Origin of the sequence: Mycolicibacterium bacteremicum (genome assembly GCF_002086115.1) — a bacterium.
GTDB lineage: Bacteria > Actinomycetota > Actinomycetes > Mycobacteriales > Mycobacteriaceae > Mycobacterium > Mycobacterium bacteremicum.
Map to the genome: position 1 here is coordinate 153388 of NZ_MVHJ01000001.1, position 17562 is coordinate 170949.

The following is a 17562-nucleotide window of genomic DNA, read 5'->3' on the forward strand; positions in this document are numbered from 1 at the left end:
CCGATCTGACGTCGTCGAAGCAGGAGAGAAATAGTGGTAGCGATGAAACCGATCCATGAGTGGGTCGGCGAACCAGGTGCCGTGATTTCCTGGCATCCCTCACGGGCGACCCTGGCCAAGGTCAAGGATGCGCCCGTCAGCGACGTACCGGTCAGCTACCAGCAGGCCCAGCATCTGCTGGCTTACCGCAAACACTCCGCGTCGGGCACCGACATGGCCCGGCTGAACATCCCGTCCTGGGACATCCCGGGCCGGTGCGACGTGCGGGCGATGACCCATGTCATCAACGCGTATCTGCGCAGGCACGACACCTTCCACAGCTGGTTCGAGTACACCGACTCCGGCGAGATCCTGCGGCACACCCTGACCAACCCGCGGGACATCAAGTTCGTGGCGACCGAGCAGGGCGAGATGACCGCGCAGCAGTGGCGTGAGCACATCCTGGCCACCGCCAGCCCATGGCAGTGGGATTGCTTCCACGTCGGTGTCATCCAGCGCGAGGACCACTTCACCGTCTACATCAGCGTCGACCATGTGCACACCGATGCGATGTTCATGGGTCTGGCCTTCGTCGAGATCCACATGATGTACAACGCGCTGGTCGAGGGCGCCGCGCCGCTCAAGCTCCCCGAGCCGGGCAGCTACGACAACTACTGCCGCGAGCAGCACGACTACGTGTCCTCGCTGACCACCGACTCGCCCGAGGTGCGCGGCTGGATCGACTTCCTGCAGAGCAGTGGCGGCTCGCTGCCGATCTTCCCGTTGCCGCTGGGCGATCCGTCGGTGGCCTACACCGGCGACGTCATCACCATCCAGCTGCTGGACAAGGACCAGGGCGACCGCTTCGAGGCGGCCTGCATCGCGGCCGGCGCGCGGTTCAGCGGTGGCGTGTTCGCCGCCGGTGCCATCGCCCACGCCGCGCTGACCGGTGACGACGTCTACCGCGTCATCACCCCGACGACCACCCGCCGCACCCCGGCGGAGTTCATGACCACCGGGTGGTTCACCGGGTTGGTGCCGATCACCGTCCCGGTCGATGCCGATGCCTTCGGCGAGACCGCACGCGCCGCGCAGGAGTCCTTCGACGGTGGCCTGGACCTGGCGCACGTCCCGGTCGAACGGGTGCTGGAGCTGGGTGCGGACTCGCACGGTCTGCACGCCCCCAACGGCGGCGTCCCGATGCTGTCCTACCTGGACGTCGGTCTGCTCTCGCCGGGTGTGATCGCCGAATGGCAGCGCCTCAACGGCACCATCTGGAGCGACTCCCGGGCGGCCTACCAGGTCGGCATGTGGGTCAACCGGGTCGAGCACGAGACCACCGTCACCGCGGCGTTCCCGAGCAACCCGATCGCCCGCGAATCCGTGCTGCGCTTCCTGGAGGCGATGAAGGCCGTGTACGTCAGCGTCGTGGAGGGCCGCGAACTCTCGGTCGTGCCGATCGGCGGGGACACCGCGCGCCTGAAGCTCAAGACGGCCTGATCGCCCTGTTCGCATCGGAGGTGTCGACGCGATGACTCGTGCCGTCACACGGTCGGCGCCGCGCGACAATCGGATCGACTTCACCGACCAGGCGATGTTCCTGGGCCTGCGCGCCACCGGCCAGGAAGCCGTCATGCAGGTCGTCTGGATCTACGAGCGACCCGTGGACCTCGACGGCGTCCGGCGCTTCCACGAGCACATCGGGCACGGTCTGCTCGGCAGGCGCATCGAACGGTCCGCCCTGCCGTTCGGCCGGCACCGCTGGGTGTCGGCGTTGGGCCCGCAGTCCGACCTCGACTTCGCCGAACCGCGTCCGCGCGCCGAACTGGGTCGCTGGATCGACGAGCGGTCCACCATGCCCCTGGACCCCGAGTACGGGCCGGCCTGGCATGTCGGCGTGCTGCCGATGACCGACGGATCGACCGCGGTCAGCATCGTCATCTCACACTGCGTCAGTGACGGTGGCGGTGCGTTGCAGGCCATGGTCAACGCCATCCACGGCCGGCGGCTCGACTTCGGGTATCCGCCGCCGGCGGCGCGCACCCGTGGGCGGGCGTTGCGCGCCGATCTGCGTGACACCGTGCGGGGTCTGCCGGAGGTCGGGCGCACCCTCGTGGAGGCCGGTCGACAGGCGCTGCGCCGACGCGACGAACTGGCCAGGTCGGGTGGCGCAAAGCCCGTCGTCACCGGTCCGGACCATCAGGTGTTCACCCCGTCGGCGACCGTCTGCGTCAAACTCGACGACTGGGACCGCCGCGCGGCCGAACTGGGCGGCAACGGCCACTCGCTGGTCGCCGGATTCGTCGCCAAACTGGCCCAGCAGATCGGCCGGGTCGGGCCGGACGGCAACGTCACGCTCAACATTCCGCAGGGTGACCGGCTGCCCGGCGACGAGGACACCCGTGCCAATGCCGTCATTCTGGTGAACCTGGCCATCGATCCGAACAAGGTGACAACGGATCTGACCGAGGCGCGCGCCGCGATGAAGGAAGGTCTGCGGGTGGCCCGCGAGGTGCCCAACGAGGACCTCAAGCTGCTGCCGCTGACACCGTTCATCCCCAAACGGGTGGTGCGCAAGATGGCCGATGTGGCGTTCGGGTTCTCCACCGAATTGCCCGTCTCGTGCTCGAACATGGGCGATGTCCCGCCCGATCTGCCCAATGTCGACGGCACCCCGGCCGACATCGTGTTCCTGCGCGGTATCGACCGGGTCGCCACCCGACACGCGCTGGAGGAACGGTGCGGGCTGCTGACCGTGGTCGCCGGCCGGATCAACGGTGCCGAGACGCTGACTTTCGCGGCGTACGCGCCGGGCGCGGAGAACACCACCGCCTGGCTGCGTGCCGAACTGGAGAAGACGCTGGCCGCTTTCGGGCTGTCCGGCGTGATCGAGTAAAAGGGGACAGGTCTGTTGGAGTTCACCAATGGCGACGCCGTGGGTAATCGGCTGACGCTGTGGGACGAGGCGCTGGTGCGCGCCAACCGCGCCACCGGTCGGGTACAGATGATCCAGGTCGTATGGGTGTACGAGCATCCGGTGAACATGGACGAGGTTCGCCGGTTCCACCGCAACTTCGGCTATGGCATGGCCGGCCGCCGCGTCGAGCGCTCACCGCTACCGTTCGGCCGGTACCGCTGGGTGTCCGCGCTGGGCCCGGCCGCGCCGCTGCACATCAACACCGACCCCCTGCCGCGCGCGGAGATCAGCGACTGGGCCGACCGCTGGGCCCAGGTCACCGTCGACCCCGAGGACGGTCCGGGCTGGCAGATGGCGGTGCAGTCGTTCACCGAGGGCGTGACCGCCATCTCGGTGGTGGGATCGCACTGCCTGGGGGACGGGGTGGCCGCCCTGCTGGCGGTCGGCACCGCGGTGGCCGGCGCCAACATCGACATCGGTTACCCGCCGCCGTTGTCCCGGCGCACCGGCCGGGCCATCGTCGAGGATCTGCGCGAGACGGTGCGTGAGCTGCCCACCATCGCCCGCGCCGCCCGCAAGGCGGTCAAGGTACTGCGTGCCGGCAGCCAGGAGGCCGGCCAGCAGGCTGCCGCCGCACCGGCCAGGCCGCCGGTCGCCAACCCGGACGAACGGGTCATCGTGCCCGCCATCACCACCTACGTCGACCTGGCCGAATGGGATGCCAAGGCGCAATCGCTGGGTGGCAACGGCTATTCGATGCTGGCCGCGATCAGCGCCAAGCTCGGCGAGCGGATGGGCAGGCGCAACCCGGACGGCAACGTGTCGTTGCTGATCGAGTGTAAGGGGTGGCCGGGTCGCCCAGCCGACTCAGCGATCGGCCTTGGCGAACCATTTGGTCTTGATGCGCCAGGAATGCGCCGAGGACAGCGCAAAACCGGCACCGCACCCACAGGCGAAGATCCAGACCAGCACGCCGCGTTCGAAGTCCAGCGCGGCCGGCCAGATCGCGGTGGCGATCCGGATGATGCAGGCGATGATGCCGCTGGCGCAGGCGGCCAGGTAGATGTTGGCGATCCGCCGGGACCGCGGATCCTTGCGCAGCACCAGCAGCGCGCGGGCGCCGTAGCCCAGCAGGTAGATCAGCAGACCGCAGAGCATGGCCCAGTAGGTGGCCAGCCAGCCGTCGGTGGGGGAGGCGAAGAAGTCGCGGGCATAGACGTCATGGGCGTTGCTCATCGCGAACGCGGCCAGCAACAACGGGATGCACACGGTGGCCGGGTATTCGACGTACTGCTTGAAGGCCCGTTGCATGGCGTTGTCATCGGCCAACCGACCCAGCGCGTTGTAGACGATCGCCGAGGCGGCCACGATGTACATGTCGTGACCGATGAAGTCCTCGAGGTTCCACATCCCGGTGACCGAGTGCAGGGCTTTCCCGATGGTCTCCGAGGCCCACGGCGACATCAGCAGAATGGCGCCGCCCTGCAGGGCGATGTTCAGCGTCGCGGCGACTTCCCAGCGACACGACCACGTGACACGGCGGATCCACAGGCTCCACGAGATACACATGAGTGTGATCGCGATCAGTGCGGTCAGTTCCATCGTGCGGTGCTTTCGAGGCCGTGGTGCGGAATTTCTTCCAGCAAATGCTACCGGTTAAAGCGGCGGCGCGTCGCTACGCGGCGTCATTTCCGAAAGTCTTTTCGGCCGCGCGTGTTGCTGGGTGGCGGTCTGCTCGCGCACGGTCTCCTTGACGGCCGTGACGGTGAACGGCGTGGATTCGATGTAGTTCCAGACCTCTTGCCTGCTCATCAGGCCGAACCGGATCTGCAGATCCGGATAGCTCAGCGCGAACCGGTCGGCGATGCGGCGCAGCTCCTCGGCATCGGGATAGCTGGCCTCTTTGATGCGCCGGTAATAGGTGCTGCTGGAGATGTCCAGCGCGTCATAGATGTCCTTGGCCTCGATGTCCCCGTCCAGCAGGTAATCGAGCAGGGCTTTCAGCTGACGGCCGTTCTCATCTGTACGTGGCACCCGTTGACAATAACCCCTTCCCTGTATTGAAGGCCAGCAACCGTTCAGCGGACATCCGGCCTTTAATTGACATGGGTGTCAGACTTTCGGGAGTGATGTCCCATTTTTGGGAATCCGGCTGTAGTCTCTGCTTCATGGTTGCTCCGCTTTTCCAGGACCGGGTCCACGTCGACGATTTCTCGACCTCCGGCTTCGAACTCGTCATCGGTCAGGCGACCGACATCGCCGCCACCTTGGCGGTCACCGATTACGACGCCGAGGGCCTGCCCGCGGAGTCGGACCTGGAGCACGTCTCGGTCGAACTCCCGGCCGTGCTCAGTGCCGAACTCGACGGAGCAGCCGCTCACCTGGGCGTCCTCAACGGCAAGATCCTGCTCGCCGCACTGGGCCGGGCCGTGGCCCGCACCATCGGTAGTGGGGTGGCCGCGGTCGACGTCGACTCGCACATCATCGCGCTGGACTGTGTGCTGCCCGCCGACCTGGACGCCACCGAATTGCTGGCGCACGTGTGCTCCGCGCTCGCCGGCTCCACCGTGCGGCGCCCGGGCCAGACGCTGGCCGACCTGTCGTTCCGGTGCGCCGGCCCCGTCTCGGTGGATGAGCCGCTGGAGGGGCATGCCCTGGAGCTGCGTGCCTACCGCAGCGCCGGCCTGGTGCAGCTCGACTTCTGGTTCGATGCGCGCCAGTTCGAGACCTACACCATCGAGGAGTTGGCCGAGCAGTTCCCGCGGGCCCTCGTCGAGATCACCTCCGAGGCGGTCCCGGCCGCGATCGACGCCGCCTGACCGGTAGACTCTGCGCAGTCACAGGCGTCGATCCGGCCATCACCGGGGAGCCTCCGGAAGAACGGGCCTGCGCCTGCGCCACAGCGGGCCCCAGTAGAACCGGACGGTCGGGCCCGTCATCGCCCGTAGTTGAGCGGCGCATCGGTCTCGGTGTGCAAGCGGGGTGGTACCGCGGGCTCGCGCACCGGCGCGATGTTCGTCCCCGTGCCTGAACCGCTGGGCACACAGGAGACGCAGTGACCGCTCACCCGACACCGGCCGCTTACCCGAAGCCGGCCGCCGGAACCCCGAACTTCCCCGCGCTGGAGACCGAGGTCCTCGAGTACTGGGGAGCCGACGACACCTTCCGGGCCAGTATCGCCCGCCGCGACGGTGCGCCGGAGTACGTGTTCTACGACGGCCCGCCGTTCGCCAACGGCCTGCCGCACTACGGCCACCTGCTCACCGGATACGTCAAGGACATCGTCCCGCGCTACCGCACCATGCGTGGGTACAAGGTGGAACGCCGATTCGGCTGGGACACCCACGGCCTGCCCGCCGAACTCGAGGTGCAACGCCAACTCGGCATCACCGACAAGACCCAGATCGAAGAGCTGGGTATCGAGAAGTTCAACGACGCCTGCCGCGCCTCGGTGATGAAGTACGCCGGGGAGTGGCGTGCCTATGTCACCCGCCAGGCGCGCTGGGTTGACTTCGAAAATGACTACAAGACACTGGATCTGGACTTCATGGAGTCCACCATCTGGGCGTTCAAGCAGCTGTGGGACAAGGGCCTGGCCTATCAGGGCAACCGCGTGCTGCCGTACTGCTGGAACGACGAGACCCCGTTGTCCAACCATGAGCTGCGGATGGATGACGACGTCTACCAGAGCCGCCAGGACCCGGCGCTGACCGTCGGATTCCAGGCGACCGACGGTCCGGCCGCCGGCGCCTACCTGCTGGTCTGGACCACCACGCCGTGGACGCTGCCCTCGAACCAGGCCGTCGCGGTCAATCCCGGCGTCAGCTATGTCGTGGTCGACGGGCCCGACGGGCACCGGTTCGTGCTGGCCGAGGCCCGGCTGGGCGCCTACGCCCGCGAACTGGGCGAGGAGCCCGTCGTGGTGGCCAGCTACCTGGGCGAACAACTGCTCGGCACGCACTATCTGCCGCCGTTCGCCTTCTTCGTCGACGCCGAGCAGGCGCGTAACTCCTTCCAGGTGCTCGGTGCCGAGTTCGTCAGCACCGAGGACGGCACCGGTCTGGTGCACATGGCCCCGGCCTACGGCGAGGACGACAAGGCGACCGCCGACACCGCCGACATCGTCGCGGTGACCCCGGTCGATTCCAAGGGCCGCTTCGATGGAAGCGTCCCCGACTACGCCGGGTTACAGGTCTTCGAGGCGAACCCGCAGATCATCAAGGACCTCAAGAACGGCACCGGGCCCGCGGCGGTCAACGCGCCGGTGCTGCTGCGGCACGAGACCTATGAGCACTCGTATCCGCACTGCTGGCGCTGCCGCAACCCGCTGATCTACCGGGCGGTGTCGTCCTGGTTCGTCAAGGTCACCGCGTTCCGCGATCGGATGGTCGAGCTCAACCAGCAGATCACCTGGTACCCCGAGCACGTCAAGGACGGGCAGTTCGGCAAGTGGCTGTCCAATGCCCGCGACTGGTCGATCTCACGCAACCGTTACTGGGGCACGCCGATCCCGGTGTGGGTGTCCGATGATCCGGCCTATCCGCGCACCGATGTGTATGGCAGCCTCGACGAGCTCGAGCGTGATTTCGGCGTGCGTCCGGACAATCTGCACCGGCCGTTCATCGACGAGCTGACCCGCCCCAATCCCGATGACCCGACCGGCAAGTCGACCATGCGGCGTATCGAGGATGTGCTCGATGTCTGGTTCGACTCCGGGTCGATGCCGTACGCGCAGGTGCACTATCCGTTCGAGAACCAGAAGTGGTTCGATGGGGTCAGCGGACCCGACGGCGCCGAGGAAGCGCATTTCCCGGGCGATTTCATCGTCGAGTACATCGGCCAGACCCGCGGCTGGTTCTACACCATGCACGTGCTGGCCACCGCGCTGTTCGACAAGCCGGCGTTCAAAACCTGTGTCTCGCACGGGATCGTGCTGGGCAACGACGGTCAGAAGATGAGCAAGTCGCTGCGCAACTACCCGGACGTGTCGGAAGTGTTCGACCGCGACGGCTCCGATGCCATGCGCTGGTTCCTGATGGCCTCGCCGATCCTGCGCGGTGGCAACCTGATCGTCACCGAGCAGGGCATCCGCGAAGGTGTCCGTCAGGTGCAGTTGCCGTTCTGGAATGCCTACACTTTCCTCACCCTGTATGCGCCCGCGAAGGGGACCTGGCGTACCGATTCGACGCACGTGCTGGATCGCTACATCCTGGCCAAGCTCGCCGCGCTGCGCGATGAGCTCACCGAGTCGCTGGATGTCTGCGACATCTCGGGTGCCTGCGACCAGCTGCGCCAGTTCACCGAGGCGCTGACGAACTGGTATGTGCGCCGGTCGCGTTCGCGATTCTGGGAGGAGGACGCCGACGCCATCGACACCCTGCACACCGTGCTGGAGGTGACCGGCCGGTTGGCGGCGCCGTTGTTGCCGCTGGTCTCGGAAGTCATCTGGCGCGGCGTGACGGGACAGCGGTCGGTGCACCTGACCGACTGGCCCTCGGCCGACGAGTTGCCCGCCGATCCGGACCTGGTCGCCGCCATGGACCAGGTCCGCGAGGTGTGTTCCACCGGATCCTCGCTGCGTAAGGCCAAGAAGCTGCGGGTGCGGCTTCCGTTGCCGAAACTGACTGTGGCAGTGCAGAATCCGGACAGCCTGCGGCCGTTCATCGATCTGATCGCCGACGAGCTCAACGTCAAGTCGGTCGAGCTGAGCGACGAGATCGACACCTATGGGCGGTTCGAGCTCGCGGTCAACGCGCGGGCCGCCGGACCGCGGATCGGCAAGGATGTCCAGGCGGCGATCAAGGCGGTCAAGGCCGGCGAGGGCGTGCTCAACGCCGACGGCACGCTGACGGCCGGACCGGCGACGCTGCTACCGGCCGAGTTCACCTCCAAACTCGTTGCCGCCGACCCGGAATGGACCGCTGCGCTGCCCGACGGTGCCGGCCTGGTGGTGCTCGACGGCACCGTGACCCCCGAGCTGGAGGCCGAGGGCTGGGCCAAGGACCGCATCCGCGAGCTGCAGGAGCTGCGCAAGACCAGCGGCCTGGACGTGTCGGACCGGATCGCCGTGCGCATGTCGGTGCCCGCCGAGTTCACCGAATGGGCGGCCACCCACCGCGATCTGATCGCCGGTGAGATCCTGGCCACCGACTTCGAGTTCGGCGATGTGGTGGACGGTCACGACGTCGGCGAGGGCGTGCTGGTGACCATCGCCAAGGCCTGATGCCGGGGCGGGTCAGCCTGGGGCCACCCGGGCCGACCTGCCGGCGAAGGACACCTCGTCGCCGGGATGCAGCTGCCGGCCGCGGCGCGTGTCGACCTCACCGTTGACACTGACCAGTCCGTCAGCGATGACCGACTTGGCGTCCGCGCCGGTGTCGATCAGGCCGGCCAGCTTGAGGAACTGACCGAGCCGGATCGACTCGTCGCGGATCGGCACGTCTTCCATGGCCGTCAGGGTAGCCGCGCGAGCGGCGCCGGCGGCGCGTGCGCGCACACCGTCGGACCGGACACCTAGCATTTCCAGTTGTGCAACGGTGGGTGCTGCATCTGGACATGGATGCCTTCTTCGCATCCGTCGAGCAGCTCACCAGACCCACCCTGCGCCATCGGCCGGTCCTGGTCGGCGGTCTCGGCGGACGCGGCGTGGTGGCCGGCGCCAGCTATCAGGCCCGTGTCTTCGGGGCACGCTCGGCGATGCCGATGCATCAGGCCCGCCGCCTGGTCGGCGCCGGTGCGGTGGTGCTGCCGCCACGCGGTGTGGTCTACGGCACGGCGAGTCGACGGGTTTTCGAGACCGTCCGCTCCGTGGTGCCGGTGCTGGAACAGCTGTCCTTCGACGAGGCGTTCGGCGAGCCTGCCGAACTGGCCGGCGCGCCGGGCGCCGATGTCGAACAGTTCTGTGAAGATCTGCGCGCCAAGGTGTTGAGCGAGACCGGGCTCATCGCGTCGGTGGGCGCCGGGTCGGGCAAACAGGTCGCCAAGATCGCCTCCGGGTTGGCCAAACCGGACGGTATCCGGGTCATCGGGCGCGCCGACGAGCAGGCGCTGCTGTCGGCGCTGCCGGTGCGCAAGCTGTGGGGGATAGGCCCGGTGGCCGAGGACAAGCTGCGCCGGCTCGGCATCGAGACCATCGGGGCGCTCGCTGCGCTCAGCGACGGTGAGGTCGCCGATGTGCTGGGCGCCACCATCGGTCCGGCGCTGCACCGGCTGGCCCGCGGCATCGACGACCGCCCGGTGGCCGAGAACGCACCCGCCAAGCAGATCAGCGCCGAGTCCACCTTCGCCGAGGATCTGCGCACGCTCGACCAACTCCGGGATGCCATCGCCACCATCGGTGAGCACGCCCATCGGCGCCTGCTCAAGGACGGCCGCGGCGCCCGGACCGTGACGGTGAAGCTGAAGAAGTCCGACATGGCGACCCTGACCCGTTCGGCGACGCTGCCGTACGCGAGTACCGACGCCGCGACCCTGGTCGCCACGGCCCGTCGGCTGCTCCTCGACCCGATCGAGGTCGGTCCGATCCGCCTTGTCGGCGTGGGCTTCTCGGGACTGTCGGAAGTTCAGCAGGAGTCGCTGTTCCCCGACCTGGATCTCATCGACGACGAGGTGCCCGACAGCCAGACACCGGCCCCGGTGCGCGCCGGACCGGAGCCGTGGCGGGTCGGTGACGACGTGCGCCACGGTGAATACGGCCACGGCTGGGTCCAGGGTGCCGGCCACGGGGTGATGACGGTGCGCTTCGAGACCCGGGCGTCCGGGCCGGGGATTGCCCGCACCTTCCGTGCCGACCTGCCCGAACTCAGCCGGGCCAACCCGATCGACAGCCTGGACTGGCGCGACTACCTGGACACGCTCGACCCGTCCGCCGACTGACCGTCAGCCCCACTGCGCGAACACGTCGTCGACCGCGGCGCCGGCGGACAGCGCGGCCATCAGCAGCACCCGGGCCTGCGCCGGACGCAGCCCGGCGACCGGCACCGCGCCGGCATCGGACAGCTCGCGGCCCGGCCCGTACGCCGGTCGCACCCGTCCGCCCGGCACCCGGGTGCACACCACGACCGTGACGCCCGCACCGGCGGCCCGACGCACCCCGTCGATGATCTCCGCTCCGGCGTTGCCCGCGCCGAGGGCCTCCAGGACCAGCCCGCGCGCGCCGGCGGCCACGCAGGCGTCCATGGCGACGGCATCGGCACCCGGATAGGCGGCGACGATGTCCACCCGCGGCGCCCGGGCCGCGCTCAGCGCGCCGAACCGCGGACCGCGGGGTGCTGCGGTGATCTCGACGCGCCTGTCGCGCACGGTGCCGACGGCGGTCCCGGTGAAGCCGGACAGGTCCTCGGTGGCCGCCTTGTACATGCCCAGCGGCTGCCAGATCGTCCCGGCGAAGCTCACCAGCACCCCGCCGCCGGCCGCGCCGGCGACCGCGATGGCGACCGCGATGGCATCGCGCAGGTTGGCCGGACCATCGGCGTCGGGGGCATCGGCGCTGCGCTGGGCACCGGTCAGCACCACCGGCACCGGACCGTCGTGGGTCAGCTGCAGCCACAACGCCGTCTCCTCCATGGTGTCGGTGCCGTGGGTGACGACGATGCCGCCGCAGGCGGGGTCGGCGGCCCGCGCGGCGACCGCGGCGGCGATCCGGTCCCAGTCGGCCGGTCCGAGCGCGGAACTGTCCACGGCCATCAGATCCAGCACGTCCACGTCGAGGCCGGCCGTCAGGTCCGCACCGCTGCGGGCGGGCCGTGCGACGCCGTCGGCCCCGGAACTGGTCGCGATGGTGCCGCCGGTACTGATGACGGTGATCCTGGGCATGGCTGCGATTGTTCACCATGGCGACCGCCGATCCGGACGGCATCGCGGCGGCGGCCCGACAGTTTGGGATGATGGAGCGGTGACTGAGGACTCGACAGGCTCCGCCGAGCCGGTGACCGCGGATGAGCAAGCACAACCGCGGCCCCGCAAGAGGCTGCGCCTGCTGCTCACCATCGCCGGTGTGGTGCTGATCCTCGACATCGTCACCAAGGTCCTCGCCGTGCGCCTGCTGGTGCCCGGGCAGCCGGTTTCGATCATCGGCGACACCGTCACCTGGACGTTGGTGCGCAATTCCGGCGCGGCCTTCTCGATGGCCACCGGCTACACCTGGGTGCTGACGCTGATCGCCACCGGGGTGGTCATCGGCATCATCTGGATGGGACGTCGGCTGGTGTCGCCGTGGTGGGCCCTGGGCCTGGGGATGATCCTGGGCGGTGCGCTGGGCAACCTGATCGACCGTTTCTTCCGCTCACCGGGTCCGCTGCGCGGGCATGTGGTGGATTTCCTGTCCATCGGTTGGTGGCCGGTGTTCAACGTCGCCGACCCGGCGGTGGTCGGTGGGGCGATCCTGCTGGTGGTGTTGTCGCTGTTCGGCTTCGACTACGACACCGCGGGTCGACACCGGCCGGAGGACGAGCAGGCCGAACCCCCCGCGCCGGCGCCGGCACAGGAGTCGGTGGAACCCGCGCCCGCGGTGACCGCCGAGCAGCCGCGCGATCAACCGGACGCGCCGAACTGATGACGTCCCGCTCGATGCCCGTCCCGGAGGGACTGGCCGGTATGCGGGTCGACGCCGGCCTGGCGCGCCTGCTCGGGTTGTCCCGGACGGTGGCCGCCGCGATCGCCGAAGAGGGCGGCGTGGAGCTCGACGGGGTCGCGGCCGGCAAATCCGACAAGCTGATCGCCGGCGCCTGGCTGGACGTCCGACTGCCCGAACCACCCGCGCCGGTGGAGAATACGCCCGTCGACATCGAGGGCATGTCCATCCTGTACTCCGACGCCGACATCGTGGTCGTCGACAAACCGGCCGGTGTGGCCGCGCACGCTTCTGTCGGCTGGACCGGTCCGACCGTGCTGGGCGGGCTGGCCGCCGCCGGCTACCGGATCACCACGTCGGGGGTGCACGAACGCCAGGGCATCGTGCACCGGCTCGATGTCGGCACCTCCGGAGTGATGGTGGTGGCCATCTCCGAGCGCGCCTACACCCTGCTCAAGCGCGCGTTCAAACAGCGCACGGTCGACAAGCGCTACCACGCGCTGGTGCAGGGCCACCCGGATCCGTCCAGCGGGACCATCGATGCCCCGATCGGCCGGCACCGGGGACACGACTGGAAGTTCGCGGTCACCGAGGGCGGTCGGCACAGCGTCACGCACTACGACACCGTCGAGGCGCACGTGGCAGCCAGCCTGCTCGACGTCCATCTGGAGACCGGGCGCACCCACCAGATCCGGGTGCACTTCTCGGCGCTGCACCATCCGTGCTGCGGCGACCTCACCTATGGCGCCGATCCGACGCTGGCCAAGAAGCTGGGCCTGGAACGGCAATGGCTGCATGCCCGGTCGCTGGGCTTCGCGCACCCGGGTGACGGACGCTGGCTGGAGGTCACCAGCCCTTACCCGGCCGACCTGCAGCTGGCACTGGACCGCATCCGCAGCCACCAGCTGTGAGGTCCACCGGCGGCGTCGAGCGCAGCGGGCTGCTGTTCGGGGCCGGCGCATACGGCATGTGGGGCCTGTTCCCGGCGTTCTTCCCACTGCTCAAACCGGCAGGCGCGGTGGAGATCCTCGCCCATCGCATCGTCTGGAGCTTCGTGTTCCTGGCGATCGTCGTCGCGGTGGTGCGCCGGGTGGCCGACCTGCGTGCCATCACCGCGCGCACCTGGCTGCTGTTGTCCGTCGCCTCGGCACTGATCGCGGCCAACTGGGTCATCTACGTCTACGCGGTCAACAACGGCCATGTCGTCGATGCCGCGCTGGGGTACTTCATCAATCCGCTGGTGACGGTGATGCTGGGGCTGCTGGTGTTCCGCGAGCGGCTCACCGCGGCGCAGTGGGCGGCGCTGGGCGTGGCGATCGCCGGTGTGTTGGTCCTCACATTTCAGGTCGGCGCGCCCCCGTACATCGGCCTGGGCCTGGCGCTGTCGTTCGGGTTGTACGGCGCCGTGAAGAAGGTGGTGGCGACCGATCCGCGGGTGAGCGTCGGGGTCGAGGCGGGTCTGGCCACTCCGTTCGCGCTGGCGTATCTGGTCGCGCTGCAGGTCGGCGGCGGTGGCACCGTCGTCGGGCACGGCGCGGGGCACACCGCATTGCTCGTCTTGGCGGGTGTGCTGACGGCCCTGCCGCTGCTGCTGTTTGCCGCCGCCGCGCAACGGCTGCCGATGGTGACGATGGGGCTGTTGTTCTATCTGACACCGGTGATGCAACTGACGTGGGGGATCGTCGTCGGGGGTGAGCCGATGCCGCCGGCCCGCTGGCTGGGATTTGCGCTGATCTGGGTGGCGCTGGCGGTGTTCACCGTGGATTCCGTGGTGCGGACGCGCCGCCGGCGGGCCGCCACGGAGGTGGGCGAGACGCCGTGATCATCGTCATCGCAACCACGACACCGCGGCCCGGGGCGTTCGTAGCTGGACGAGTTAACAGCAACACCATGTAGCCTAGTCGCCAATGTCCAGACGATCGAAGGTGTCGCTGCGCGCCCTTCTCGACGCCAACGGTCGCACGATCGTTCGTCATCCGGTGCTCATGATCGCCGCGTGGCTGGTCATCGCCGGTTCCCTGTTCGCAGCGTTCCCGCCGTTGATCGTGGTCGCCGAGCGCAACCCGCCGGATTTCATGCCCGCCAACTCGGCGGTCATCGCCGCCAACCAGCAAATGAAAGATGCCTTCAAAGAGGCAGATGCGGCCAACCTCATCGCGGTCGTGCTGGTCAACGAGGACGGCCTGAGCGAGGCCGACGAGGCCACCTACCGCACGCTGGTCGAGCGGCTGCGCGCGCGCACCGACATCGTCTCGTCGATGCAGGACTTCATCAGCATCCCGGAGATCCGGCAGGCGATGACCTCCAAGGACGGGCTGGCCTGGAACCTGCCGGTCAGTCTCTACGGCTCGATGGGCAGCGGGCAGGGTCAGGCCGCCTACCGGGACGCCAAGGAGATCATCGACGAGGTCACGGCCGGGACCACGCTGAAACCGGCCATCGTCGGCGCGGCCGCGACGTTCGAGGATGTCAGCAAGATCTCGCTGAGCGACCAGGTGCTGATCGAGATCTCCACCGTCGTCACGGTCTTGCTGATCCTGATCATCGTCTACCGCAACATCGTCGCGATGGTGATACCGCTGATCAGCATCGGTATCTCGCTGGCAGTGGCCCAGCAGGTGGTGGCCGGCCTCGGTCTGATCGGCCTGGGGCTCGCCCCGCAGACGATCGTGCTCATCACCGGCATGATGCTGGGCGCCGGCGTCGACTACGCCGTCTTCTACTTCAGTCGCTATCAGGAGTATCTGAGACGGGGGTATCAATCCGACAAGGCCATCGTCGCGGCGATGGTGTCGATCGGCGAGGTGATCGCCGGATCGGCCGGCACGGTCGCCATCACCTTCCTGGGGCTGTCCTTCGCGACGCTCAGCGTGTTCTCCACCGTCGGGCCCGCGCTGGCCGCGACGATCTTCATCGGGTTCCTCGGCTCGATCACCCTGTTGCCGGCGTTCATCACGCTGGCCGGGCGCCGGGGCTGGGTCAATCCCCGCAAGGACATCACCGGCCCGTTCTGGCGCCGGATGGGCGTGTTCATCGTCCGCAAGCCCAAGCTGAACCTGTTCGTCAGCCTCGGCATCCTGATCGCCCTCGCCAGTTGCGCCCTGCTGGTCGACTTCAACTACGACGACCGCAAGAACCTGCCCACCGATTCGGCGAGCAACGGGTCCTACGAGATCATGGACGACCACTTCTCCATCAGCTCGTCGATCCAGCAGTTCATCGTCGTGCACTCCGATACGCAGGATCTGCGTTCGCCGCGCTCGTTGGCGGACCTGGAGCAGATGGCCAACCGGGTCAGTCAGCTGCCCGATATCGAGGCGGTCCGCGGTATCACCCGACCCAACGGGGAGATGCTGACCGAGGCCCGCGCCACCCATCAGGCCGGTGAGGTCGGCGACAAGCTCGGTGAGGCCACCAACCTGATCGACGAGAACGATTCCCGGCTGACCCAGCTGTCCGAGGGCGCGCGCACGCTGGCCAACGTGCTGGACCAGATCCGCGACGAGATCGTGGCCGCCGCGCCCCCGCTGCGCACCATCCTGACCTCGCTGGTGGAGGTGGAGCAGGAGTTCGGCGGGACCGAGACGCTGCGCTCGGTGGAGGCCAGCGCCAAGATGATCGACCTGCTGCGCGGTGTCGGCAAGACCATGGGTGTCGGGCTGGAGCAGGTGGTGCTCAACACGCTGTGGATGCAGCCGACCGTGGCGTTGATGAAGTCCAGCCCGGTCTGCAACCTCGACCCTGTCTGCAACGCGGTGCGTATCGACATGGAACGCATCCTCATCGCCTACGACGACGGCACCATCCAGCAGCTCTACGAGCTGTCCAAGCAGCTGGAGACCACCACCGAGGGTGACAGCCTGCATCGGTCCGTCGGGGGCATCTCCACCGAGATCGACACCGCGCTCGACGCAGCCGACCAGCTCGGGCTGAACAGTCCGGCCGATGTCGAGGCGCAGATGGACGAGCTGCTCAACGGCATGAACATGCTGGCCGACTCCAGTGAGGCGCTGGCCCAGGGTGTGCAGCTGCTGGTCGACCAGACCCGGCAGATGGGCGGCGGCCTCAGCCAGGCCTCGGACTTCCTGTTGGCGATGAAGCGCGACGCCGGCGACCCGTCGATGTCCGGCTTCTACATCCCACCGCAGATCCTGACCCGGCCGGAGTTCGAGAAGGCCGCCAAGCTGTTCATCTCCGAGGACGGCCACACCGCCCGGTATGTGGTGCAGACCGCGCTGGACCCGTTCGGGGCCGACGCCATGGACCAGGTCGACGACATCATCGCGGCCGCCGAGAGCGCCCGGCCCAACACGACGCTGGAGGACGCCACTATCCAGATGGTGGGCACCAGCGTCTACCAGAACGAGATCCGCGGCTACTACAACGGTGACATCCGCTACATCGTGCTGGTGACGCTGATCGTGGTGTTCCTGATCCTGGCGGTGCTGCTGCGGGCCATCGTGGCCCCGATCTACCTGGTGCTCTCGGTGGTGCTGTCCTACGCCTCGGCGCTGGGCATCGCGGTGATCGTCTTCCAGTACATCCTCAAACAGCCGCTGTTCTGGAACACCCCGGGCATGACCTTCCTGGTGTTGGTGGCCGTCGGTGCCGACTACAACCTGCTGCTGATATCCCGGATCAGGGAGGAGGCGCACCGCGGCACCAAGGTGGCGGTCATCCGCACCGTCGGCGCGACCGGTGGCGTGATCACCTCGGCCGGTCTGATCTTCGCCGCGTCGATGCTGGCCATGACCGTCAGCAGCATCGCCGCGATCGTGCAGCTGGGGTTCATCATCGGTGTCGGTCTGCTGTTGGACACCTTCCTGGTCCGCACCATCACGGTGCCGGCCATCGCCGTGCTGCTCGGCGAGCTGAACTGGTGGCCGTCACAGGTGCCCAACGAGTTGCGCAGCAAGGTGCCGTTCCTGCGGCGCAAGGCGGCATCCGAGGAGCGCACCGCACCGATGGGCTTCGCCGTGGACGACGATCCCGATGATGACGACACCGAGGTCGGTTACGGTGTCGCGGTGGCCAAGGCCTCCATGGTCAGCGCGGCATGGCGGGACCGGTAGGCGGACTCAGGTATACGCGCGGC

The 17562-nt window shown here is 68.2% G+C and carries 15 protein-coding genes; 9 read left to right on the forward strand and 6 right to left on the reverse strand.

What is annotated here, in order from left to right:
• The first annotated feature begins 33 nt into the window (after window positions 1–33).
• Together BST17_RS00710 and BST17_RS00715 are read left to right on the forward strand one after the other, a co-directional pair.
• Complete coding sequence (locus BST17_RS00710; protein WP_165762178.1) at window positions 34–1479, forward strand: condensation domain-containing protein; 1446 nt, start codon at window positions 34–36, stop codon at window positions 1477–1479.
• A 31-nt stretch (window positions 1480–1510) separates the two neighbouring features.
• Window positions 1511–2875 (forward strand): condensation domain-containing protein, encoded by a 1365-nt coding sequence (locus tag BST17_RS00715; RefSeq protein WP_083054580.1) that lies wholly within the window; start codon window positions 1511–1513, stop codon window positions 2873–2875.
• A gap of 182 nt (window positions 2876–3057) precedes the next feature.
• Here BST17_RS00715 and BST17_RS29130 read toward each other — a convergent pair whose 3' ends face one another.
• The 4 genes from BST17_RS29130 to BST17_RS00730 all read right to left on the reverse strand — a co-directional run bounded on the left by BST17_RS29130 (window position 3058) and on the right by BST17_RS00730 (window position 4930).
• Window positions 3058–3372, reverse strand: coding sequence for a hypothetical protein (locus BST17_RS29130; RefSeq protein ID WP_165762179.1), 315 nt, complete (start codon window positions 3370–3372; stop codon window positions 3058–3060).
• 3 nt (window positions 3373–3375) lie between these two features.
• Entirely contained in the window at window positions 3376–3573 is a 198-nt protein-coding gene (locus tag BST17_RS29135) for a hypothetical protein (RefSeq protein ID WP_165762180.1), read from the reverse strand.
• 190 nt (window positions 3574–3763) lie between these two features.
• Window positions 3764–4498 (reverse strand): hypothetical protein, encoded by a 735-nt coding sequence (locus BST17_RS00725; RefSeq protein WP_083054583.1) that lies wholly within the window; start codon window positions 4496–4498, stop codon window positions 3764–3766.
• Window positions 4499–4552: 54 nt separating this feature from the next.
• On the reverse strand, window positions 4553–4930 hold the full coding sequence (locus tag BST17_RS00730; protein ID WP_083054585.1) for a transcriptional regulator: 378 nt from the start codon (window positions 4928–4930) through the stop codon (window positions 4553–4555).
• Window positions 4931–5064: 134 nt separating this feature from the next.
• Between BST17_RS00730 and BST17_RS00735 the strand changes: the two genes are divergently transcribed.
• The gene (locus tag BST17_RS00735; RefSeq protein ID WP_234807486.1) at window positions 5065–5715 is read left to right on the forward strand and encodes a hypothetical protein; all 651 of its coding nucleotides are present in this window, start codon (window positions 5065–5067) and stop codon (window positions 5713–5715) included.
• Window positions 5716–5951: 236 nt separating this feature from the next.
• Window positions 5952–9119 (forward strand): isoleucine--tRNA ligase, encoded by a 3168-nt coding sequence (gene ileS / locus BST17_RS00740; protein WP_083054587.1) that lies wholly within the window; start codon window positions 5952–5954, stop codon window positions 9117–9119.
• A gap of 12 nt (window positions 9120–9131) precedes the next feature.
• Here the strand turns inward: ileS and BST17_RS00745 are convergent, their stop codons facing one another.
• On the reverse strand, window positions 9132–9344 hold the full coding sequence (locus BST17_RS00745) for an RNA-binding S4 domain-containing protein (RefSeq protein WP_083054590.1): 213 nt from the start codon (window positions 9342–9344) through the stop codon (window positions 9132–9134).
• Window positions 9345–9451: 107 nt separating this feature from the next.
• On the opposite strand from BST17_RS00745, the gene BST17_RS00750 reads away from it, so the two are divergent.
• A complete protein-coding gene (locus tag BST17_RS00750) occupies window positions 9452–10771 on the forward strand; it encodes a DNA polymerase IV (RefSeq protein WP_234807503.1) in 1320 nt (439 codons plus the stop codon).
• Window positions 10772–10774: 3 nt separating this feature from the next.
• Here the strand turns inward: BST17_RS00750 and BST17_RS00755 are convergent, their stop codons facing one another.
• Entirely contained in the window at window positions 10775–11710 is a 936-nt protein-coding gene (locus BST17_RS00755) for an asparaginase (protein WP_083054594.1), read from the reverse strand.
• Between the two features lie 112 nt (window positions 11711–11822).
• On the opposite strand from BST17_RS00755, the gene lspA reads away from it, so the two are divergent.
• From lspA to BST17_RS00775, 4 genes are all read left to right on the forward strand, one after another.
• Window positions 11823–12449 (forward strand): signal peptidase II, encoded by a 627-nt coding sequence (gene lspA / locus BST17_RS00760; protein WP_407937720.1) that lies wholly within the window; start codon window positions 11823–11825, stop codon window positions 12447–12449.
• Window positions 12449–13378, forward strand: coding sequence for an RluA family pseudouridine synthase (locus BST17_RS00765; RefSeq protein WP_083054598.1), 930 nt, complete (start codon window positions 12449–12451; stop codon window positions 13376–13378). The genes lspA and BST17_RS00765 overlap by 1 nt, the downstream gene beginning before the upstream one ends.
• Window positions 13375–14289 carry an EamA family transporter RarD gene (gene rarD, locus BST17_RS00770; protein ID WP_083054600.1) on the forward strand — a complete coding sequence of 305 codons (915 nt, stop codon included), beginning with the start codon at window positions 13375–13377 and terminating at the stop codon, window positions 14287–14289. Before BST17_RS00765 ends, rarD begins: the two co-directional genes overlap by 4 nt.
• An 85-nt stretch (window positions 14290–14374) precedes the next feature.
• Window positions 14375–17539 (forward strand): MMPL/RND family transporter, encoded by a 3165-nt coding sequence (locus BST17_RS00775; protein ID WP_165762181.1) that lies wholly within the window; start codon window positions 14375–14377, stop codon window positions 17537–17539.
• Window positions 17540–17562 lie beyond the last annotated feature (23 nt).